General features: G+C 60.0%; 23 protein-coding genes. 8 read left to right on the forward strand and 15 right to left on the reverse strand.

Annotation, left to right across the window (positions count from 1 at the left end):
• Positions 1-23: 23 nt before the first annotated feature.
• The 4 genes from JNB91_RS22295 to JNB91_RS22310 are packed head-to-tail and all read right to left on the reverse strand — an operon-like array spanning position 24 to position 2,714.
• Positions 24-836: a VOC family protein gene (locus JNB91_RS22295; protein WP_220327681.1), complete on the reverse strand. Its 813-nt coding sequence runs from the start codon at positions 834-836 to the stop codon at positions 24-26.
• 39 nt (positions 837-875) lie between these two features.
• Positions 876-1,349: a DUF1579 domain-containing protein gene (locus JNB91_RS22300; protein ID WP_220327682.1), complete on the reverse strand. Its 474-nt coding sequence runs from the start codon at positions 1,347-1,349 to the stop codon at positions 876-878.
• A gap of 57 nt (positions 1,350-1,406) precedes the next feature.
• Entirely contained in the window at positions 1,407-1,889 is a 483-nt protein-coding gene (locus JNB91_RS22305; protein ID WP_220327734.1) for a DUF1579 domain-containing protein, read from the reverse strand.
• Positions 1,890-1,949: 60 nt separating this feature from the next.
• A complete protein-coding gene (locus JNB91_RS22310) occupies positions 1,950-2,714 on the reverse strand; it encodes a DUF899 domain-containing protein (protein ID WP_220327683.1) in 765 nt (254 codons plus the stop codon).
• A gap of 57 nt (positions 2,715-2,771) precedes the next feature.
• Between JNB91_RS22310 and JNB91_RS22315 the strand changes: the two genes are divergently transcribed.
• The gene (locus JNB91_RS22315) at positions 2,772-3,218 is read left to right on the forward strand and encodes a MarR family winged helix-turn-helix transcriptional regulator (RefSeq protein WP_220327735.1); all 447 of its coding nucleotides are present in this window, start codon (positions 2,772-2,774) and stop codon (positions 3,216-3,218) included.
• Positions 3,219-3,279: 61 nt separating this feature from the next.
• On the opposite strand, the gene JNB91_RS22320 is transcribed toward JNB91_RS22315, so the two are convergent.
• Complete coding sequence (locus tag JNB91_RS22320) at positions 3,280-4,122, reverse strand: oxidoreductase (RefSeq protein ID WP_220327684.1); 843 nt, start codon at positions 4,120-4,122, stop codon at positions 3,280-3,282.
• A 121-nt stretch (positions 4,123-4,243) separates the two neighbouring features.
• Between JNB91_RS22320 and JNB91_RS22325 the strand changes: the two genes are divergently transcribed.
• Positions 4,244-5,140, forward strand: coding sequence for a LysR family transcriptional regulator (locus tag JNB91_RS22325; protein WP_220327685.1), 897 nt, complete (start codon positions 4,244-4,246; stop codon positions 5,138-5,140).
• 20 nt (positions 5,141-5,160) lie between these two features.
• Positions 5,161-5,286, forward strand: a complete 126-nt coding sequence (locus tag JNB91_RS31225) for a hypothetical protein (RefSeq protein WP_262928023.1) — start codon at positions 5,161-5,163, stop codon at positions 5,284-5,286.
• Between the two features lie 103 nt (positions 5,287-5,389).
• On the opposite strand, the gene JNB91_RS22330 is transcribed toward JNB91_RS31225, so the two are convergent.
• The 3 genes from JNB91_RS22330 to JNB91_RS22340 all read right to left on the reverse strand — a co-directional run bounded on the left by JNB91_RS22330 (position 5,390) and on the right by JNB91_RS22340 (position 7,079).
• Entirely contained in the window at positions 5,390-6,154 is a 765-nt protein-coding gene (locus JNB91_RS22330; protein WP_220327686.1) for an RES family NAD+ phosphorylase, read from the reverse strand.
• Positions 6,114-6,497: an antitoxin Xre/MbcA/ParS toxin-binding domain-containing protein gene (locus JNB91_RS22335; RefSeq protein WP_430736336.1), complete on the reverse strand. Its 384-nt coding sequence runs from the start codon at positions 6,495-6,497 to the stop codon at positions 6,114-6,116. Before JNB91_RS22335 ends, JNB91_RS22330 begins: the two co-directional genes overlap by 41 nt.
• A gap of 159 nt (positions 6,498-6,656) precedes the next feature.
• Entirely contained in the window at positions 6,657-7,079 is a 423-nt protein-coding gene (locus JNB91_RS22340; protein ID WP_220327688.1) for an organic hydroperoxide resistance protein, read from the reverse strand.
• Positions 7,080-7,231: 152 nt separating this feature from the next.
• Here JNB91_RS22340 and JNB91_RS22345 point away from each other — a divergent pair, with 152 nt between their 5' ends.
• Genes JNB91_RS22345 through JNB91_RS22355 form a run of 3 tightly spaced genes read left to right on the forward strand, consistent with a single transcriptional unit; the run spans position 7,232 to position 8,868 of the window.
• On the forward strand, positions 7,232-7,687 hold the full coding sequence (locus tag JNB91_RS22345; protein ID WP_220327689.1) for a MarR family winged helix-turn-helix transcriptional regulator: 456 nt from the start codon (positions 7,232-7,234) through the stop codon (positions 7,685-7,687).
• Between the two features lie 36 nt (positions 7,688-7,723).
• Entirely contained in the window at positions 7,724-8,434 is a 711-nt protein-coding gene (locus JNB91_RS22350; protein ID WP_220327690.1) for a helix-turn-helix transcriptional regulator, read from the forward strand.
• Positions 8,431-8,868: a DUF1330 domain-containing protein gene (locus tag JNB91_RS22355; RefSeq protein ID WP_223218314.1), complete on the forward strand. Its 438-nt coding sequence runs from the start codon at positions 8,431-8,433 to the stop codon at positions 8,866-8,868. The genes JNB91_RS22350 and JNB91_RS22355 overlap by 4 nt, the downstream gene beginning before the upstream one ends.
• Positions 8,869-8,989: 121 nt before the next feature.
• Here JNB91_RS22355 and JNB91_RS22360 read toward each other — a convergent pair whose 3' ends face one another.
• Positions 8,990-9,220 carry a hypothetical protein gene (locus JNB91_RS22360; RefSeq protein ID WP_183822822.1) on the reverse strand — a complete coding sequence of 77 codons (231 nt, stop codon included), beginning with the start codon at positions 9,218-9,220 and terminating at the stop codon, positions 8,990-8,992.
• A 135-nt stretch (positions 9,221-9,355) separates the two neighbouring features.
• On the opposite strand from JNB91_RS22360, the gene JNB91_RS22365 reads away from it, so the two are divergent.
• The gene (locus JNB91_RS22365) at positions 9,356-9,862 is read left to right on the forward strand and encodes a GNAT family N-acetyltransferase (protein ID WP_220327691.1); all 507 of its coding nucleotides are present in this window, start codon (positions 9,356-9,358) and stop codon (positions 9,860-9,862) included.
• Positions 9,863-9,904: 42 nt separating this feature from the next.
• On the opposite strand, the gene JNB91_RS22370 is transcribed toward JNB91_RS22365, so the two are convergent.
• Entirely contained in the window at positions 9,905-10,624 is a 720-nt protein-coding gene (locus tag JNB91_RS22370) for a L,D-transpeptidase family protein (protein ID WP_220327692.1), read from the reverse strand.
• 207 nt (positions 10,625-10,831) lie between these two features.
• Positions 10,832-11,674, reverse strand: a complete 843-nt coding sequence (locus tag JNB91_RS22375; protein WP_220327693.1) for a L,D-transpeptidase — start codon at positions 11,672-11,674, stop codon at positions 10,832-10,834.
• A gap of 326 nt (positions 11,675-12,000) precedes the next feature.
• On the opposite strand from JNB91_RS22375, the gene JNB91_RS22380 reads away from it, so the two are divergent.
• Entirely contained in the window at positions 12,001-14,268 is a 2,268-nt protein-coding gene (locus JNB91_RS22380; RefSeq protein WP_223218315.1) for a methyl-accepting chemotaxis protein, read from the forward strand.
• A 78-nt stretch (positions 14,269-14,346) separates the two neighbouring features.
• Here the strand turns inward: JNB91_RS22380 and JNB91_RS22385 are convergent, their stop codons facing one another.
• The 4 genes from JNB91_RS22385 to JNB91_RS22400 form a co-directional block, all read right to left on the reverse strand.
• Positions 14,347-15,246: an alpha/beta hydrolase family protein gene (locus tag JNB91_RS22385; protein ID WP_220327695.1), complete on the reverse strand. Its 900-nt coding sequence runs from the start codon at positions 15,244-15,246 to the stop codon at positions 14,347-14,349.
• An 87-nt stretch (positions 15,247-15,333) separates the two neighbouring features.
• The gene (locus JNB91_RS22390) at positions 15,334-16,965 is read right to left on the reverse strand and encodes a cisplatin damage response ATP-dependent DNA ligase (protein WP_220327696.1); all 1,632 of its coding nucleotides are present in this window, start codon (positions 16,963-16,965) and stop codon (positions 15,334-15,336) included.
• Between the two features lie 175 nt (positions 16,966-17,140).
• Positions 17,141-18,151 (reverse strand): ligase-associated DNA damage response exonuclease, encoded by a 1,011-nt coding sequence (locus tag JNB91_RS22395; protein WP_220327697.1) that lies wholly within the window; start codon positions 18,149-18,151, stop codon positions 17,141-17,143.
• A 55-nt stretch (positions 18,152-18,206) separates the two neighbouring features.
• Positions 18,207-19,742: an MDR family MFS transporter gene (locus tag JNB91_RS22400; RefSeq protein ID WP_220327698.1), complete on the reverse strand. Its 1,536-nt coding sequence runs from the start codon at positions 19,740-19,742 to the stop codon at positions 18,207-18,209.
• Positions 19,743-19,850 lie beyond the last annotated feature (108 nt).

Below are 19,850 nucleotides of genomic sequence, written 5' to 3' on the forward strand. Positions count from 1 at the left end.
TGTGGGGAGGGGTCTTTGGTTATCTACCTCTTCGGCGCCACCAGCGAGAAGAAAGCACCCTGCGGATCCGTCGCGTTGACGATCCAGCTGCCGCCAGGAACTTCCTGCGGGCCGAAGACGACCGTGCCGCCGTTGGAGGTGATCCGCTCGTGTGCGGCATCGATGGCCTCAACGTTGAAATAATAGCTCCAGCAGGGGATCGGCACCGTTTCAGGCCTCGTCATCATGCCGCCGATGGCTTTGCCGCCATGCGCGAAGATGCGATACGGTCCCATCGCGCCCATGTCGAAATCATGGTCCTTGGTCCAGCCGAACACCTTGGCGTAAAAGTCGAAAGCCTCGTTGACCTCACCGGCATAAAGCTCGCGCCAGCCGACATTGCCCACGTCTTCCGGGCCCAGTTCGCGCGGCGGATTTTCCGGCGGGATCGGCGTCATGATGCAGAGCACTGCGCCATGCGGATCCGCCACCACGGCAAACCGGCCGATGCCGGGAATATCGTCGGGTTCGCGCTGCACGCTCCCGCCGAGTGAAACATATTCCTTGGCCGTCGCGTCCACATCATCAACCGCAACGTAACCCGTCCAGTTGGGTGGCAGCTTGCCTTCCAGTTCAGGCGGAAAATCCATCATGCCGCCGATGCCGGGGCAATTTTCCCCCTCGCCCATTTCGAACAGGAAATAAGACGGCAAATCCGGCATCTGCATCGAGGTCACCTTCCAGCCGACAACGGCGGAATAGAAATCGCCAGCGGCCTTGGTGTCGGAGGTCATCAACTCGCACCAGATGAATTTGCCGTGCGTGTCGGAGCGAGTCGTCGAGGCGGTCTGCAACATGGTCTTCTCCTCTCTTCTTCGTGGAGCGGCCTGAGCCGCCTATTTGCTGCGCGTGTAGTGAATGTCCTGAAAGGTCTTCCAGCTGCCATCCTCCTGCCTCGTCGCCGAGGTAAAGAGCCGATGGTCATCGTCCTGAAAGACGATCTGTTCGCGGTATTCGACGGTGCGGCCCTGTCCTTCGAAATCCGGTCCGGTCGCGTAGAGGCTGAGCGTATTGCCATCCGGCGACATCTCGCCGTCATAGGTCCAGAGCATGCCCATCATCGTGCCGATCCAGCTGCCGACATAACGGCGTTTGGCCGGATCGTAACCGAGCGTCATGATCGTTTTGGCCTTGCCTCCCGGCACATCGCCTTCGCCCTCGGCAATATACCACATGCCATCCAGCGAACGGCAGGTCTCGGTCCAGTGGGCATCCGGCCCAGCCATCGAGGATTTGACATCCCAGGTGCCGACCAGGCGTTCCAGAGCCAGATGCTCGGGCTGCGGCTTTTCGAAATCGTCTTCGCTCATCGTTCTCTCCTTGGGGTTTTCGCCTTGCGGTTCGAGCAGGTGGGCGTTTGAGGCGGTCTATGCCCTGCGCCGGTAATGCGCCTCCATGAACTGTTTCCAGCTGCCATCCGGCTGCTTGGCGCTGGAGGTGAAGGTGCGGTGTCCATCGGACAGGAAGGTGATCTGCTCGCGGTAATCGGCCATGCCCTCGCCGCTCATCTTCGGGCCGGTCGTGTAAAGGCTGAGCGTCTTCCCGTCCGGTTCGACCTCACCTTCATAGACCCAGAGATAGTCCATCATCGAACCGAACCAGGTACCGACATATTTGCCCTTGGCGGCGTCATATCCGAGGGTGAGCATCGTGGTTGCGGGTTCGCCACCTTCCCCCTTGGTCTCTCCTTTTGGCATCATGCCGGCACCTTCGGCAACGATCCAGATACCCTGCAATGAGCGGACATTTTCGACCCAGGGCATGTCGCCGCTCATCTCCGAAGTAACGTCCCAGGTGCCGACCATCTTTTCGAGAAATCCGTGCTCGGGGCGCGGTTTTGCCATGACCATCGTCATCGTCTTCTCCTCCCTGTTCATGAAGTCTGGCCTGTTCATGAAGTCTGCACCGCTTCAATGGCAGCAGGATGAACCCTTCTCCTTTGGCGCGGCTTCATATTCGTCGTGACGTTTCAAAAAGCTCATGGTCGAGGTCTCGTTGCGGCCGAGAGGCGCGCGGTCGAGCAGCATCAGCGTGCCGCAGACTTCTTCGCCGCCGCGGGCATAGGTCGAATAGGTGTAAAAGATCTCGCCCGCCTCGTTGCGGTAGAAGGAGGACATGCCGTGTTCCTCGTCGGCGATTTCGTTCGTCGGAACCTTGCGATAATTGTATTCGACGGCGCCGGATGCCCGCTGCTCCTCGGAGAATGAGACGTTGTAATCGTAGTTGAAATCATCACCGAAGGACGAGACCCAGGGGAAATTCCAGCCCATACGCTTGCGATAGGCCTCGATCTTGTCGAGCGGTGCGCGGGAGACCGCCACCCAGGTGACGTCGTGATTGTTCAGATGCGGCAACGCGCCTTCGACATGATCGCAGAAGAAAGAGCAGCCGATACAGCCCTCGTCCCAATCCGGGCCCAGCATGAAGTGATAGACAAGCAGCTGGCTGCGGCCATCGAAAAGCTCGGCGAACGTCTTGCGGCCAGCGAGCGTATCGAAGGTATAATCCTTTTCGACCCTCACCCAGGGAAGTGCCTGCCGCGCCGCCCGCACCTTGTCACGCAGATGGGTTTCTTCCTTCTCCAGTTCCAGAAGTTTTAGCCGCGCATTGCGCCATTCATCCTTATCAACAACGCTATTGTCAGGCTTGGCCTTTGTGGATGCAGCGATATCCATGTCTTGGACCTCCTCTTCCTTGACAGATTACGTTGATATCAACATGATTATGCGATGCTGTCAAATCTCGAATCGATTCCGTTCTCCACCACCCTGCATGTGCGCGACACCTGCCTGTGCCTGCATGTGCAGCGGGCAGCGCGGGCGCTTGCGCGGCGTTTCGACGTGGCGATGAAGCCTATCGGGCTGAATAACGGGCAGTTTTCGCTGATGATGTCGCTCAACCGGCCTGTCCCGGCAACGATGAAATCGGTCTGTGATCTCCTGGCCATGGACCGGACGACCTTGACGGCGGCGCTCAAGGTTCTGGAACGGCGCGGACTGGTGAAAACCGAGACCGACCCGAAGGACCGCCGCGGTCGGCTGTTGACGCTGACCGAGGCAGGCATGGCGATGCTTTCCGCTGCTCTGCCGATCTGGACACGAGTTCACGCGGAGATCGATGCGGAACTGGGGGATGGCGGATCGGATGTGGTGCGACGGTCGCTGGCGGGCATACGGTAGGCAAGATGCAAAAAACGCCCGGCTCATCACCGGGCGTTTTCGATGTCGGCGTCACGGCAGCTCAGGCTGCTTCCGTCTTGTCGAAATCCGTCGAGAGCGAGATCGCCCTCACCCGCTCAAGCAGCGCCGTGTCGGCGGCGATCTTGGCTTCGATGGCGGCGACCGTGTCGCTGCCGAGCGGCAGGCGGACGGGCGGGTTTTCCATGTCGACGAAATCGATCAGCACAGCGGCGAGCTTCTGCGGATTTCCGGGCTGGTTGCGGCTGATGTGTTTTGCCTTTTCGCGCACCACGCCGGCAGTTTGCGCATAATCGGCAATCTCGACCGGGCTGACGCTGAGCGAATTGCCTTCGAGGAAATCGGTGCGGAAGTAGCCGGGCTCGATGGCGGTGGCGAAGATGCCAAGCGGGGCAAGTTCGTCGGCCAGCGCTTCAGTCAGGCCTTCGACTGCGAATTTGGCCGAGCAGTAGACGCCGAAGCCCGCAGCGCTGCGATACCCGCCGATGGACGAGAAATTGAGGATATGGCCCGAGCGCTGGCGGCGCATATGCGGCAGCACGGCGCGAGTGACGGAGAGAAGCCCGAAGACGTTGGTACGGTAGATCGCTTCGACTTCATGAGCTGTCGCTTCCTCGATCGCGCCGAGCAGGCCGAAACCGGCATTGTTGACGAGAACATCGATGCGGCCGAAGCGGGCAATCGCGGCCTTGGCGGCATCATGGGCCTGGGTCTCGTCGTTGACATCGAGTGCGACGGCGAGAAGGTTGGGATGATCGCCGAAACGTTCAGTGACGGATTTCGGATTGCGAGCGGTGGCAACGACATTATCGCCCTTTGCCAAAGCCTTTTCGGTGATCAGGGCGCCAAAGCCGCGGGATGCACCAGTGATGAACCATGTACGCATGTTGAAATCTCCTCTTTGGTGATGCCGTTCCGTTGATCGGCGGCTGAGGAGATTTCTACGCTGACATCGCTCGTGAGATAATCGACTGGATTCTCTTCGAGTTGATGAGTAAATTTCAGCAATGGCTGTTTTCTCACCCACCGATCTGTCGCCGTTTCTGGCTCTTTCGCGACACAAGAGTTTTCGACGGGCTGCCGACGAACTGGGCTGCACGCCGTCTGCGCTCAGCCATTCGTTGAAGGCGCTGGAGGAGAGGCTGGATGTGCGGTTGTTCAACCGCACGACGCGCAGCGTGGCGCTGACGGAGGCCGGCGAGCGGCTGCTTTCACGCGTCGCCCCCGCCTTCCGCGATATCGAGGATGCGCTGGACGACCTCAACAATTTTCGCGGCACGCCGGTGGGGCGGTTGCGGATCAATGCCTCGCGGCCTTCGGCGCGGATGGTGCTTCTTCCACTCGTCGCGCGGTTTCTGGAGGCGCATCCAAGGGTCGGCATCGAGATCGTCATCAACAACGAGCTGGTCGACATGGTGTCGGAAGGGTTCGATGGCGGCGTGCGTTTCGGCGAGATCATCGCGCAGGACATGATCGCCGTGCCGATCGGCCCGCGGCAGCGGACGGCGATCGTCGCGACGCCGGACTTTTTCGAGAAACACCCGAAGCCGGTGACGCCGGAACAGCTGAAATCCCTGCCCTGCATCGGCTTTCGTTTCGGCACCGGGCGGCTTTACGCCTGGGAATTCGAGCGTGGCGGCGTGGAACTGTCGGTCGAGGTGGATGGCGCGCTTGTTCTCGACGATCAGGACATGATGGTGGATGCAGCGCTCGCCGGTGCCGGCATCGCCTTCACCTTCGAGGACCAGGTGAAAGATCTGGTGGCGGATGGCCGGCTCACACGGGTACTGGAGGACTGGTGCCCCTATTATTCCGGCTTCTATCTCTATTATCCGAGCCGGCGGCAGATGCCGGCGGCGCTGCGCGCCTTTGTCGATTTCGTCAGGGCGGACAGGAGTGCGTGATACGCGGTAAACGCGCATAATTGCCGCAGATCGTGGTTTATCTTGATTTCAACACAATCATGGATTACATAAGCTTCATCGGCATTGCTGATGAGCGCTTAACCCATGTGCTGCTCGCAATTGCCGCCGCTGCTTTGAGCTTTTGACCACGGATGTACTGGCACTGGTGGATAAAGCGGCGATGAGAGAGGTCGGAGCAATATTGCCCCGGCCTTTTTTCGTTTCTGGGCCGGGATTTTGTTCGGCCGCTCAAGCCTTGATCGCTGCAGCAATGCGCGGATCATCGGCAAAGTCGGCGATAGAAAAACCGAGCCGCTGCAATGGGTAATTCCGTATCGCCTGCACACCCGCCCGCGACAGGCGGATTTTCCATGTCTGCCTTTCAGAAGGTTCGGGCGCCGCAAAGGCGGCTGCCGTCAGCAGCGCGATATTCGACTTGCCCTCAGGATCGCGAACAGAGCGGTAGACGATCGCTTCGGCATCGGCGGTGCGTGCGGTTTCGGTAAAAGCCTGGCAGGCAGCATAATCCAACCGGTCTTCCCAGGCAGCTCTGTCCCGATCGAATGGGGCTGTGGTGAGATCGAGGATTTTTGCGCTGTCGATCGGGACAGCAAAAGCCGTGTATTCGGCGGGGTTGGACGGCAGTGGCGTTGCCGGAGATTCCGCGAAGAACAGCAGCCGGTAAAAGGCCATTTCGGCAATCGCCGTGGATATCTCGAAGGCGGCGTAGAAGACGCCCGGTGTCTTGCCGGCGCGGCGGAAACGGGAGCCATGTGGATAGGCTGCGCCGTAACGGAAGGGTGTCTTTAACAGATAATCCAGCCCTTCGCATTCCGGCGGATAGGCAGGCTTGGTTTCCTCCAGCAGGTTTTCCAGAAGCGCCTGTTCATCGACATGATCGACCAGCTTCATCGTCGAGACACGATGCTGCGCCTCGACCAGACGCCAGACAGTCGTGCTCAATTGCCTGAACTCAGACGAGAGCGCGGCGGGCATCCAGATAGGCAAGGACATCAGTCAAACCGGAAATGGAGAGGATTTTTTCGGCAGGAATGCCGGAGAGAGCCGTATTGTGGTTCTTCAGCCAGGCGCGCGCCACCTGCTCGTCGCCGCCGGTGATGGCATCAAGCGAGCGGAAAAGACGGATCAGCAGCAGTGCCAGTTCGAAGGGTTTGGTGCCCTTTTCCAACAGATGGTCCAGCCGCTTCATGCGCGACACAGATGCTTCAGAGACCCCGACAACGCCGGCAAGCGTGCGGGCGCTGAGGCCGAGCCTGTCGGCAGCCGCGACGGTGGCCTTGGTAACCACCTGCGCTTCTGAGATGACGAGACCAGGATTTTTCGATGCTTGAGCCATTGCCATTTCCTTTCCTAAGAAAGAATATAGACGATATCTTTCCAAAGACAAGAATGATGGACCATGAGACAAAACGGCCGGAAGCCCTGAGACTTCCAGCCGTTTTCAAAACATGGTCCGAATGCCGCCCGAAGACGGCACCTTACAGGCCTATGATACTCAGGCGACCGTGACCGGAACTTCGGTCGAGGTGCGCATGGCGTGGCTGTAGGGGCAGACGATATGGGCCTTGGCGACCAGATCTTCGGCCTGCGCCTTGTCCATGCCGGGAATGGAAACGGAAAGCGAGACTTCGATGCCGAAGCCGGTGCCATCTTCACGCGGGCCGATGCCGACCGTTGCTGTCACCTTGGCGTCTTCCGGGATCTTTACCTTTTCCTTGCCCGCAACGGCCTTCAGCGCGCCGAGGAAGCAGGCGGAATAACCGACTGCGAAAAGCTGCTCGGGGTTGGTACCGGTTGCGCCGTCGCCGCCGAGTTCCTTCGGGACGGTGAGCGTGACATCGAGAACGCCGTTTTCAGAAGCGCCATGGCCTGCACGGCCACCGGTGGCAGAACCCTTGGTGGTATAGAGAATGGGCATGTTCGTACTCCCTTCGGTTAATTTGTTCGCAATTCAATTGCGCACAATAGATTTATGCGCATTGCATTCTGACGTCAAGCCTGCGACAATGAATTATTGAAGAGATAGGGCACGGTTTCGTGATGACAGGGGCAGAGCCTCATAAAAGCGACATGAAGGAAAGCCGCGACGCAGCAGTCGGCGGACTGGATGCAATGCTGTGTTTCGCCATTTATGGCGCGGCGCATGCGTTTACGCGCGCCTACAAACCCCTGCTCGAACCGCTCGGACTGACCTATCCGCAATATCTGGTGATGATGGCGCTCTGGGCGGAAGACGGGCAGAAGGTGAAGATGCTCGGCGACCGACTGGGGCTCGATTCCGGCACGCTCTCGCCTCTCCTCAAGCGACTGGAGCAATCCGGCCTCGTCAGCCGCAAGCGCGATGCGGAAGACGAACGTCAGGTGAAGATCACACTGACGCCGCAGGGGCTAGAGCTGAAGGAACGGTCAGCTGGCGTGATGGAAACCATCGGCAGGGCGACGGGATGCAGCCTTGAAGAGGTGACGGCGCTGCGTGAGGCGCTGGTGGGGCTGACGGAGCGGCTGGAGGGGGCCGAGGAGAAGTAGGAAGCGGGCACCGAATTTGCCGAGGGAAATCTGCCTATGTCGCGGACGGGTCGATTATTTGAACTGCTCAGCATATTGCGTGCACGCAGGATACCCGTGACGGCCCTAGATCTCGCAGATCGGCTGGGTGTGTCTGAGCGGAGCATATACCGGGATATCGATACGCTGCGCGCTTTAGGAGCGCCGATCGATGCACAAGCGGGCGTTGGCTTTTGTCTGGGAGATGGTTACTTCCTTCCGGAATTCGCATTTTCTCCGGATGAACTGGACGCGATAAAGCTGGGATTGAGCTGGGTACAGCAACGCGGCGATCCGGCCCTGGCATTTGGCAGCGAAAGCGCATTGGCAAAGATCCTTTCCATTGGAAAGGCAGCTTCTGTAATGAGCGATGACGCATCCGGTCTCATAACGGCGGCGCCATTGCCGGAGATTATCGACCCTCCACACACCGCAGCACTACGAGAGGCCATTCGTCGGCAACGCAAGGCTGAGATCAGTTATCAAGATGCTCAGGGCTGCTTGTCGGATCGCACCATCTGGCCAATCGCCATCGTCTATTTCGACGGTGTGAGGATACTTGCGGCGTGGTGCGAACGGAGATCGGCCTTTCGTCACTTCCGCATAGACCGGCTGCAGCTGAGAGCCGTTTTGCAGGAGCGCTATCCCGGTCGTCGACAATCGATCGTGAAACAATGGCACGAACAGGATCGCGACTGGCGTTCACTCCTGACAGTTTCTGACAAATGAACACGCTATTCGTTTGCCGGAGCGCGCCCTCCGAGCAATGTGTCTATAAGGAAGATAAGCGAATGGTTGAATTGTCCCCAGATGCCGTCGAGGCCTTTCTGAGTGAAACTGACGACTCGCCCATCGTCATGCTGAACCTCATCAACTTCGAAGCCGATGGCGGGCGAGAGCGGTATCTCCAATACCATAAGATGGCCAAGCCGATTTTGGCGCGCTTTGGCGCGCAAATCCTTTTCGGTGGCGATGGCCTGCCCGTGCTAACCACGGGACCGTCAGGTGGATGGGATGCTGTCGTGCTGGTCCGATATCCAAATCGGACAGCATTCAAGAACATGATCGCTGATCCCGAATATCAGCAGGCATTCAAGGTTGGCGTCTCGGCGATTGCCGATATCGCGTTGCAACCCATGAAGCACATGAACGATCTGCCGTAAAAAGCGGCCATGTTACGGGACTGGACTGACTGCTTCCGTACATCCGCAGCTCGCCTGTTGATCGCTTCGGCCACAAATCAGCCGTGATACAGAAACTGCATCACGGCCTTGCTCACATTCATCAAGCCGAAAACTTCACCGTCACGCCGCGCTGGCGAAAATAGGCCTGCATCAGCTTGCGGCCGGAGCGGTTGTTCTGGGAGATTTTTGCCGGATCGAAGACAGCTTCCTTCTGGCCGGCCTTTGCGAGCGCCGCCTTCAGAGATGCGATATGCGTGTCGATATCGGCATTGTCCGCGTGGAGCGATTCATAAATGCGATTGGTTGCGTCTTCTACGGTCAGTTCGGTCATGTTCGCGCTCCTGCTTTCATTCGGCTGGCGCTTAGCACATGTTTTGGCGCGATCCTAGAAATGTCTGTTGATTGTACGTGGGCCTTGAAAGGCGGTATATTCGAGCCTTCGTGATGTGGTGAAGGTTATCCCAAGATGACCACGGTCATGGAAGCAGAATTACCGTCCCAGCTTGACGATGTTCGTTCGCTGATGACCGCTTTCGTCGCGTGGCATCGTGAGCGGCATGTCGAGGATATTGCGCTGATCGAGCGTTATTTCGATGCCGCAGCCTTCAGCCGTGAGCTGGAGGACCTTCCCGGTTATTACGCCCCTCCGACAGGTAGCCTGCTGATCGCTTATTCGGACGACCAAAAGGCCGGTTGCGTGGCGCTTCGCGATCTTGGAGACGGGATTTGCGAAATGAAGCGGATGTTCGTGCGGCCGGAATTTCGCGGCAGGGGCGTCGGGATCGCGCTCGCGGCCCGGATTCTGGAGAATGCCCGCACGCTCGGTTATTGCTGCATGAGGCTGGACACCAGCCATCGGCAAACCGAGGCAATGCGCCTTTACCGCAGAATAGGGTTCAGCGAGATCGCGCCTTATTACGACCTAACGGACGACATGCGGAACTGGCTGGTGTTTTTCGAAAAGAGGCTGTGATCCTCAGGGAAAACCCGAGAATCACGCTTTGCCAGCAGTCGCTTACTGCCAGACCACGATGCGCGTCTTGGCGGGAACGCGCTCGTAAAGGTCGATAATATCCTGGTTCATCAGCCGTACGCAGCCAGACGAGACGGCTTTGCCGATCGAGTTCCATTCCGGCGAGCCGTGCAGGCGGTATAGCGTGTCCTGGCCGTTCTGGAAGATGTAGAGCGCGCGGGCACCGAGCGGGTTATTGAGGCCGGGGGCCATGCCACCGTTCCTGGCGGAATATTTGACCAGTTCCGGCTGACGGGCGACCATTTCGTCCGGCGGGGTCCATTTCGGCCATTTCTGCTTCCACTGGATGACGCCCTCGCCCGACCAGGAAAAGCCTTCGCGGCCGATGCCGACGCCGTAGCGCATGGCAGAACCGCCCGGCTCGACCAGATAAAGGAAGCGCGACGGCGTATCGACAACGATCGTGCCGGGGCGCTCACCCGTCGGATCAAGCACGCGCTGGCGATAATAACGCGGGTTGATCTTCTGATAGGGAATAGCCGGGATGACGAAACCGCCATCGGCAACCGAGCCATACATCATGGCAGCTTCGGAATCACCGCCGGCCATTTCCGGCGGCATTGTGGATATTCCGTCGCGATAGGTGATGACCGTTCCGCCGGATCCCGGCGTGGTCGAGGCGCAGCCGGCAAGCGTCGAGGCCGCGCCCGCGCCAAGGAGAGTGAGGAAACTCCGGCGAGAGAAAGAGGTGTCGAATGTCATGTCAGGGAGAACCATCCAGAGGAACGCGATAACGCAAAGCTTAATCGAACGATCTCGAGCGCGAAAGGTTCCGATCGGTCACAACCGGCATCTAATAGACCATGCTGCGACAAAACGGCAACGTTCATGTTCCGTGCGCTGCGGATCACCCATGTGAAAAGGCCGCCCGATGGGCGGCCTCAAGAGATCTTTTGGCAAAGTTTCTCGTCAGATGACAACGATCGGGGTGCCGCTGGGGACGCGGTCGAAGAGATCGATGACATCCTGGTTGAACATGCGCACGCAGCCTGAGGACGTTGCCTTGCCGACGGATTGCCAATCCGGCGTGCCGTGCACGCGGTAGAGCGTATCCTTGCCGTCCTGGTAGATATAGAGCGCACGAGCGCCGAGCGGGTTGTTGAGGCCAGGGGTCGCGCCGCCTTCGGCTGCCGCAAACTGACGCAAGGCGGGGTCGCGCGCGACCATCTCACCGGGCGGCGTCCAGCGCGGCCATTTCGCCTTGCGCTGGATAACGCCGCGGCCGGACCATGCAAAACCCGCCTTGCCGAGGCCGACGCCATAACGCATCGCCTTGCCGCCGGGCTGGACTAGGTAAAGGTAATGGGCGCGGGTATCGACAACGATGGTTCCGGGCGCTTCATTGGTGCGATAATCGACTTCCGATCTTAAAAAACGTTGATCGACCCGCGAATAGGGAATGGCCGGCAGCGTATGGTCAGCATCGCGCGTGACGTCATACATGGTGCGATAGACCGGGTTGGAAACGGGCAGGCCATAGATCGTGCCGTGGTCGTATTTCTGGTGGAAATCCGACGGATAGAGCTGGCGCTTGTGCGGGATGGCGCCCGGCATCGGCGGCGGCTGGTTGGACGGCGGATCCCGATAAGGCGCGACGTTGAAGACCGGCGCCGTCTCCTGCACGAAGACGTTCGGGTTCACACGGCTCGTATCGGTGACGAACGGCACCGTGCAGCCGGCAAGCGCCGTCGTGGCGATCAGAGCAGCCGCGAGACCTGTGGCGCGGCGAAGCGATGAAAATGTGTTCGGCATGAAGACCCGCTGGAGCAGATGACGTCATGTTTCTTTTGGCAGGTGGCGCTGGCGCGAAGCTGGAGTGACCGATGCGGTACATCCTACCTCAGCATCATATTCCGCGACAGAGAACACAGCGAACCGACTCAAGAAGTGACAGTATATCACTTTGCAACTCTCGAAATACATTCAGAAACAGATCGCCCCAAAAAGATGCAAATGCCTGATATTTATCCACACTTTAAGTAAAATTAGAGAATTTCCGGAGATACCCATTTGGCGCTTTGTTCCGCACGGGGATTTGGACTGATATGACCGACACGACTATTAGAAGACCGCTTTGGATGACGATCACTGGCTGCGGGTTTGCAGCTGTTATGTTTGCCAGCGCGGCCGTCGGCGGCCTGGCATGGTACGCTCAGTCGAAGATGGGCAATGATGCGCTGTTCAGCAAAGCGGAAAGCGATCTGGCCCTGATCCAGAACGACATGGCCGCCATCCAGCGCTCGGCCTCGGCAATCGCGGCCCAGATCGCGGCCGATACCGAGACCGCAGCAATTATCAGCAGCAACGACCGCCAGCGGGCACTCGACAAGTTCGCAAAGGGCGCGGAATCCCTGCGCACGGTCGGAAGCCTCGCATTCTTCACGCTTATCGACGCCAACGGCAAAACCCTGGCGCGCACGCATAACCCGTCCAGCTTCGGTGACGACATCATGGGCCGCCGCAAGACGGTCCAGCAGGCATTCCAGACGGGCAAGATCGCAGCCGGAATCGAACAGGGCCAACGCGGCGGGATCGGCATGTATGCGGTGGCGCCGGTCGTGGTCGGCGGCAAGGTCATCGGCGCCGTCGATGTCGGTACGGAATTCGCCAAGGCCTATTTCGACCCACTCGCACAAAAGCTCGGCAGCGAGATCGCAGTCGACGTGATGGTGGATGGAAAGCTGACGACGCAGGTCTCGACGCAGAGCGACAAGCCGCTCGTATCAGCCGATTTGCTGAAAGCCGGCTTTGATGGCCAGCGCGTTTTCCAGGAAGTCGAGATCGGTGGGCGCGATATCGTCGTAAAGGTCGTGCCGTTCAACAATTTCGCCGGTGACAAGATCGGCGTATTCGAAATCGGTGCAGATGCCAGCGAGATCACGGCTGCCAACAACTCTGCCCTGATGAACACGATCATCGGCGCCTTCATCGTTGCGATGCTGACGCTTATCGGCTTCCTCGCGTTTGCCCGTTCGCTCGGCAATGCCATCGGCCGCCTGACCGGCACGATGGGACGCCTCGCCGCTGGCGATCTTTCCGCCGAAATCCAGGGCGAAGACCGCCCGGACGAAATCGGCTCGATGGCGAAGGCTGTCCAGGTATTCAAGGACAACGCACTGAAGACGCAGGCGCTGGAACGCGAGGCGGAAGAGCAGCGCAACATGACCGACGAACAGCGCCGTCGCAATGCCGAAGAGGCCCGCATCCGCGCCGAAGCCATGGCTGAAGCCACTAACGGTCTTGCGACCGGCCTCAAGCACCTTTCCTCCGGCGATCTGACCTTCCAGCTCGACCGCGCTTTCGCCCAGGAATTCGAAGGCCTGCGCGCAGACTTCAACGCCACGGTTTCACAGCTGCGCGGCACGCTCGGCTCGGTTGCCCAGGCGACAAGCTCGATCGACAGCGGTTCGCGCGAAGTCAGCCAGAGCGCCGACGATCTTTCCAAGCGGACAGAACAGCAAGCCGCATCGCTGGAAGAGACCGCAGCTGCGCTCGATGAGATTACGGTCAATGTCACCAACTCGTCGAAGCGCGCGGAAGAGGCCCGCAATGTCGCCATCCAGGCAAACGAAAGCGCCCGCCAGTCAGGTTCTGTCGTTGCCAATGCCGTCAATGCGATGGGACGGATCGAGGAATCGTCGGGCCAGATCTCCAACATTATCGGCGTGATCGACGATATCGCCTTCCAGACCAATCTTCTGGCGCTCAATGCCGGCGTCGAGGCAGCACGTGCCGGCGAAGCGGGCAAGGGATTTGCCGTCGTTGCCCAGGAAGTTCGCGAACTGGCGCAGCGTTCGGCCAATGCCGCCAAGGAAATCAAGGACCTGATCGGCAAGTCCTCGATCGAGGTCGAGACCGGCGTCAAGCTGGTCAGCGATACGGGTGCTGCGCTAAAGACGATCGAGAACTATATCGTCACCATCAACCAGCACATGGATTCGATCGCGACATCCTCACGCGAGCAGTCGGTCGGCCTGGCGGAAGTCAATACCGCGGTCAACCAGATGGATCAGGTGACGCAGCAGAACGCAGCTATGGTGGAAGAAGCCAATGCGGCGGGTGCAACGCTTGCTACCGAAGCCGGTCGGTTGCGCGAACTCGTATCGCAATTCCAGCTGGGACAGGCACAGCAAGTCCAGGGTGCAAGCGCAAGCTACTCACAGCAGACGACAAGCCTGCGCCAAACCGCATCGGCTATGGCAGCCCCGGTCAAGACCGCCTCGCGTAGCTCCGCACCGGTCGCTTCCCCCGCCCGCGGCATGGTCGGCAAGCTCGCACAGGCCTTCGGCGGTGGTCGCAGCAGCGCTGCCGCAGCTCCTGCGACCGACAATTGGGAAGAATTCTGATCGACACGATCGGGTAAGTCATGAAGGAAGGCGGGGCCAGAACCCCGCCTTTTTTGTTGGTTCGCGAAGACGGCGCGATCAGGAAAACTGGTTGAAGAAACGGATGCTTTCGGCCACCGCGCCGGAAACCACTCCGTTATGCGTGCCGGGCAGCAGTTTTTTTTCGATCGACACACCGGCCGACCCGGCCCGTTCCATCAGTAACTCGTGATCCTTGTCAAACGGGCGTTCTTCGGTTCCGCGCAGCAGATATGTCGGGCATTTGATGCTGGCGCCGAAACAAACGGAGGAACGCATGACGAATTCCATAGGATTCGCCGGATCGAAGGGCATTTCATCGGCATAACGACCGAAATAGCGCCAGGCGCTGACGCCGGCCGAAATGGGTGCGGCGGCGCGAAATTTGCGCGTCATGGAGGCGAGCAGCGTCAGCGTGCCGCCATTCGAGTGGCCGGCGATGAAGAACCGGTTGCGGTCTATGCCGGGCAGGTTTTCGAGATAGGCCGCGGCGGCAAGCGCGTCGGCGGTTTCGTCGTAAAAGCCGGAATAGTTTCCGGCCTGTCCATTCTCACCGCGGAAAGATGGCAGGAGGACAACGAAGCCCGCCTCCCAATAGGCTTTCAGCAATTCCCAATGGCCATCGCCGGTGGCATTGCCGCCATGAAGGAAAAGGACTGCGGGCTTGAGCTTCTTCGACGGTTCATAGTGGGAAAGCCAGGCGATCAGTTGGATCGAGCCGTCCGGGCCGCCCGGATAGGTGACGCGCTTCGCGCCCGGCGGCGTGCCGAGCGGGGCTGAGATTTCGGGCGATGGCCCCTTCTTGAGCAGATGCGTGACGAAGTGGTGTCTCGCCTGCGCGTAATCGCGCTTTTCGAGCGGCGGGATATCCGGTGTCGGGAAGGGAGCGGCAGCGAGAGCATTTCGGGAAAGGGCTCCGGCGGCTATGCCGGCAAGAACGATGCGGCGGGTGATCAGCATTGGAGAAGTATCCTGCGGCTGGATGTCAGTCCTACTGACGCTGGAGAGAAGGCAATTCCAAGGCGCAATGGCAACGTCCGAAGCAGTTCAGAGCGTCCCCTCCCGCGTTTCGATCATCGCGGTGAGCGTTTCCAGCCGGTCGGCATCGCGCGGCAGCTTGTCCTGCCTGAGCCTTGCGATACGGGGAAAACGCATGGCGACGCCGGACTTGTGGCGGGTGGAACGGGCAATCCCTTCGAAAGCGACTTCCAGCACGAAGCCGAAATCTGGCGTTGCCTTGACCGCCCTCACCGGGCCGAAACGATCAATCGTGTTGTCGCGGACGAACTTGTCGAGCACTTCCAGCTCCGCATCGGTGAAGCCGAAATAGGCCTTGCCGACGGGGACGAGCTGCTCCCCCTCCTCCGTCGTGGTCCAGACGCCGAAGGTGAAGTCGGAATAATAGCTCGACCGCTTGCCGTGGCCGCGCTGGGCGTAGAGCATCACGGCATCGATGTTGTAGGGGTCGCGCTTCCACTTGAACCACGGCCCCTTGAGGCGACCGGCCTGATAGGGACTGTCCTTGCGCTTGATCATCACGCCTTCAATGACGGGATCCGGTGGATCGGCTCTCAGCCGGTCGAGTTCGCTCCAATCGGTGAAGGGTACGAGGTCGGAGAGGTCGAAGCGGTCGTGAGGGGCTTTCTCGATCACCTGGGCCAGACGATCGCGGCGGGCGAGGAAGCCCTCGCTGCGAACGTCCGCCTCGCCCTGAAACAGAAGATCATAGGCGCGGACGAAGGCGGGATAATCGTCCATCATCTTTCCCGTCACCGTCTTGCGGTTGAGGCGCTGCTGCAGATCGGAGAAGGTGCGGGTCGGAGCGTTGGTTCGCTTCGTGCCGCCGACGAGCAGCTCACCATCGATAACGCCGTCGAAATTGATCGCCTCGACGACATCCGGGAAGGCACCGGTAATGTCATCGCCGGAGCGGGAATAGAGTTTTCTCGTGCCACCGTGGCTCGACATCTGGACACGGATGCCGTCCCATTTCCATTCGGCGGCATAGTCTTCAGGGTTCAGCTTTTCGAGATCGCCGTCTTCCACCGGATTGGCGAGCATGACGGAGTGGAAGATGGCGGGCGTGGCGAGAACCGGCTTCTCCGCCCTGCCCTCCAGCCAGGCGAAGAGAGATTCGTAGGGCGGCGTGAGGCCGTGCCAGAGGGTTTCGATCTCGATGATATCCTTACCACTCATATCGGCCAGCGCCTGTTTGGCGAGACGCGCGGAGACGCCGATCCTGAGCGACCCGGTGGCGAGTTTCAGGAAGGCGAAGCGGCCGGATGTGTCGAGCTGGTCGAGAAGATCGCGCACGGCACCGCGGACTTCGGTGCGGCCGAGCGAATTCATCCGCTTGACGACTTCCGACAGGCGGGGTTGCGGAGCGTGGTCGGCAACGTCCTTGGCACCGCCATCCCAGACGAGCGAGATGGTTTCGGCAAGATCGCCGACATAGTCGTAGGAGTAGCGAAACAGCACTTCGTCCATCCGCTCCATCACCAGTTCGCGCAGCATGGCGGGCTTGACGCTTTTTAAGTCCAGCGCGCCTGCAAGGGCTGCAAGGCCGTAACCGCGATCGGGATCGGGGGTGGTGCGGAAGTAATCGACGAGCAGGGTGAGCTTGCCGTTGCGGGACGGGGTGAGGACGAGGCGATCGAGGAGGGTTGCGAAGGGTTTCATACCGTTGACCCCGCGGCAAATTCCCCCTCTGGCCTGCCGGCCATCTCCCCCACAAGGGGGGAGAAAACATCCCGCACTCGCCTGCCTTGATTGAGCCTCGACGGAAAGGCCGGGTTAAGCCCTCCCCCTTGTGGGGAGGGTTGGGAGGGGTGTTTTTTCTTTGATGATGGAGCCATCAATCCCCCTCATCCTCATAGCCCACCAGATGCAGCGGCCTCGCCGGAATGCCCTGCAGCTCGCACCACCGCACCAGTGCCTCCTCGCGGCCGTGGGTGACCCAGACCTGCTCTGGCGTGATCTCCTTGATGGTGGAGAGGAGTTCCGGCCAGTCGCAATGGTCGGAGACGACGAGCGGCAGTTCGACGCCGCCCTGCTTCGCCCGCTGGCGGACCATCATCCAGCCGGAGGCAAAGGCGATCAGTGGTTCGTTGAAACGGCGGGCCCAGCGATCCTGAAAGGCAGAGGGCGGGCCGACGACGATGGCGCCGGCAAATTCGGTCGGCTTGCTCTTTTCGATCGTCGCGGGGCGGATATCCCCCAATTCGATCCCCTGCCCCTGATAATAATCGCAGAGCCGCGCCAGCGCGCCATGGATATAGATCGGGTCGGAATAGCCATTGTCGCGGATCAGCCGGATGACGCGTTGCGCCTTGCCGAGCGCATAGGCACCGACGAGATGGCTGCGTTCTGGAAACTGCTTTAGCGAGGTGAACAGCTTTTCGATCTCGGTCTTCGGGTCCGGATGATGGAAGACCGGCAGGCCGAAGGTTGCTTCGGTGATGAAGACATCGCAGGCGATCGGCTCGAAGGGATCGCAGGTCGGGTCGATGCCGCGCTTGTAGTCGCCCGAGACGACAATGCGCATGCCGTCCTTTTCGATGAGGATCTGAGCGGAGCCCAGCACATGGCCTGCCGGCCTGAACATCACCTTGACGCCGTTGACGAAAATCTCCTCACCCCAGGCGGCCGCCTGTTCCGAGCCGGCAAACTCCTCGCCATAACGGATCGCCATGATGTCGAGCGTCTGGCGGGTGGCCAGCACATGGCCATGGCCGGAACGGGCATGATCGGAATGACCATGGGTGATCAGCGCCCTTTCGACAGGGCGGACCGGATCGACGTAAAAGTTTCCGATGGGGCAGAACAGCCCGGCGGGGGTCGGATGAAGCAAAGCCTCGGGTTTCATGCCTATCAAGATAGGAGGCAACCCGAGACTTTCGAGAGGTTTAGTTTCAGGAGGATCAGGCGGCGGCCTTTTCCTCTTTCGGCTGGCTTGCCGCCTGCATCGTCGGCAACTGGATCGGCTTCAGGCAAAGCGCGGCGACGAGACCGATCAGGGCAATTGCTGCGGCCACGAGGAAGAGCGGCGAAAAGACATCGTGATAGACCGCCGCCACAGCTTGCTGCGATGCTTCGGGCAGAGTTGCCAGGATTTTTGGCGTCAGCGTCTCTATATCGGCCAAGCCGGGGATTTCAACCGGATGGGATTTCAGGCCGGTGCCGATGATCGCGCCGAAGAGCGAGATGGCGATCGAGGCACCGCCCATGCGCATCAGCGCCACCGCACCGCTTGCTGCCCCGACATCGCCGCGCGGCACTGCATTCTGCACGCCGATGATCGGCGCCTGCTGGCCGAAGCCGACCGACAAGCCCTGCAGGAACATGATCGTCGCCACCATGACCAGAGAGACGTCGTGGCCGATCTGCGAAAAGCAGAACAGCATGATGACGCTCATGGCGAGGCCGATGACGGTGAAGGGCTTGTAGCGCCCGGTGATCGAGATCAGGCGGCCGGCCGAGATCGAGCCGGTGACGATGCCGCCGGTCAGCGCGATGAAAAACAGGCCGGCGGCAGAGGGCGAAAGTCCGGTCGTCGTCTGCAGGAAGAGCGCGTAGTAGTTGACCAGGCCAATGCCGACCGAACCGGCGCAGAGCGAGATGATGAGGTAGAGCGAGAATGTGCTGTCGCGGAAAAGCTTGAGCGGCACGATCGGTTCGGGCACCCGGCTTTCGACGAAGACCCAGAGGCAGGCGCAGACGATGCCACAGGCCAACAGAGCAAGCGAAGCCGGTGCGACGAGCGAGCCGAAAATCTGGCGGCTGTCGGCGAAGGCAACGAGGCAGGTGATCGTCGCGGCCAGAACGGCGGCACCGATATAATCGATCTTCGGCTGACGCGTCGGGTGGCGATAAGGCAGCATCAGCACGAGGCCGGTGATGACGATGACGCCGAGCGGCAGGTTGATGAGGAAGATCGAACGCCAGCCGAAGAGATCGCTCATCGTGCCGCCGAGAACAGGGCCCAGGCTGCCGGACGCCATGATCATCAGGCTGGAATAGCTCTGATATTTGGCGCGCTCGCGCGGCTCGAAGAGATCGGCATTGATCGAGAAGATCGACACCATGATGCCGCCGCCGCCCAGCCCCTGAAAGACGCGGGCTGCAATGAGACTGTCCATCGACCAGGCGAAACCGCAGGCAAGCGAACCGAGCGTGAAGATGACGATCGCCGCCAGCATGACGTATTTGCGGCCGAAAAGATCGCCCAGCTTGCCATAGATGGGCATGACGGCGCTGGTGGCGAGCAGGAAGGCGGAACTGACCCAGCCGAAACGCTCCATTTGGCCGAATTCGCCGACAATTGTCGGAAGCGCGGTTGAGACAATCTGATTGTCGAGCGTCGCCATGAAAAGTGCGGCCATCAGGAAGCAGAAAACGATCAATCGCTGGCGATGGCTGGCAACCAGCGGAACGACGGGTGATGCGGGAGCTGTCATGGCATATCCAGTGTGAGACTGAATTTATGTGCTTTTAGCATATAAATGTCAATCACACCTAGATGCGTATAGCAGATATTTCTTGCTCACCGGCACGGCTCTGCTATT

The organism is Aliirhizobium wenxiniae (genome assembly GCF_019511445.1).
In the GTDB taxonomy this organism is placed as follows: domain Bacteria; phylum Pseudomonadota; class Alphaproteobacteria; order Rhizobiales; family Rhizobiaceae; genus Neorhizobium; species Neorhizobium wenxiniae_A.

Bases quoted from the DNA above. Each gene is read 5' to 3' on its own strand.
- JNB91_RS22355 (WP_223218314.1), top strand. From the start codon at position 8,431: ATGAACACGCTATTCGTTTGCCGGAGCGCGCCCTCCGAGCAATGTGTC.
- JNB91_RS22350 (WP_220327690.1), top strand. From the start codon at position 7,724: ATGTCGCGGACGGGTCGATTATTTGAACTGCTCAGCATATTGCGTGCA.
- JNB91_RS22335 (WP_430736336.1), bottom strand. From the start codon at position 6,497: ATGGCTCAAGCATCGAAAAATCCTGGTCTCGTCATCTCAGAAGCGCAG.
- JNB91_RS22300 (WP_220327682.1), bottom strand. From the start codon at position 1,349: ATGAGCGAAGACGATTTCGAAAAGCCGCAGCCCGAGCATCTGGCTCTG.
- JNB91_RS22325 (WP_220327685.1), top strand. From the start codon at position 4,244: ATGGCTGTTTTCTCACCCACCGATCTGTCGCCGTTTCTGGCTCTTTCG.
- JNB91_RS22390 (WP_220327696.1), bottom strand. From the start codon at position 16,965: ATGAAACCCTTCGCAACCCTCCTCGATCGCCTCGTCCTCACCCCGTCC.
- JNB91_RS22380 (WP_223218315.1), top strand. From the start codon at position 12,001: ATGACGATCACTGGCTGCGGGTTTGCAGCTGTTATGTTTGCCAGCGCG.
- JNB91_RS22295 (WP_220327681.1), bottom strand. From the start codon at position 836: ATGTTGCAGACCGCCTCGACGACTCGCTCCGACACGCACGGCAAATTC.
- JNB91_RS22395 (WP_220327697.1), bottom strand. From the start codon at position 18,151: ATGAAACCCGAGGCTTTGCTTCATCCGACCCCCGCCGGGCTGTTCTGC.
- JNB91_RS22375 (WP_220327693.1), bottom strand. From the start codon at position 11,674: ATGCCGAACACATTTTCATCGCTTCGCCGCGCCACAGGTCTCGCGGCT.
- JNB91_RS22305 (WP_220327734.1), bottom strand. From the start codon at position 1,889: ATGGTCATGGCAAAACCGCGCCCCGAGCACGGATTTCTCGAAAAGATG.
- JNB91_RS22345 (WP_220327689.1), top strand. From the start codon at position 7,232: ATGAAGGAAAGCCGCGACGCAGCAGTCGGCGGACTGGATGCAATGCTG.
- JNB91_RS22400 (WP_220327698.1), bottom strand. From the start codon at position 19,742: ATGACAGCTCCCGCATCACCCGTCGTTCCGCTGGTTGCCAGCCATCGC.
- JNB91_RS22330 (WP_220327686.1), bottom strand. From the start codon at position 6,154: ATGTCCTTGCCTATCTGGATGCCCGCCGCGCTCTCGTCTGAGTTCAGG.
- JNB91_RS22310 (WP_220327683.1), bottom strand. From the start codon at position 2,714: ATGGATATCGCTGCATCCACAAAGGCCAAGCCTGACAATAGCGTTGTT.
- JNB91_RS22340 (WP_220327688.1), bottom strand. From the start codon at position 7,079: ATGCCCATTCTCTATACCACCAAGGGTTCTGCCACCGGTGGCCGTGCA.
- JNB91_RS22385 (WP_220327695.1), bottom strand. From the start codon at position 15,246: ATGCTGATCACCCGCCGCATCGTTCTTGCCGGCATAGCCGCCGGAGCC.
- JNB91_RS22360 (WP_183822822.1), bottom strand. From the start codon at position 9,220: ATGACCGAACTGACCGTAGAAGACGCAACCAATCGCATTTATGAATCG.
- JNB91_RS22370 (WP_220327692.1), bottom strand. From the start codon at position 10,624: ATGACATTCGACACCTCTTTCTCTCGCCGGAGTTTCCTCACTCTCCTT.
- JNB91_RS22320 (WP_220327684.1), bottom strand. From the start codon at position 4,122: ATGCGTACATGGTTCATCACTGGTGCATCCCGCGGCTTTGGCGCCCTG.
- JNB91_RS22365 (WP_220327691.1), top strand. From the start codon at position 9,356: ATGACCACGGTCATGGAAGCAGAATTACCGTCCCAGCTTGACGATGTT.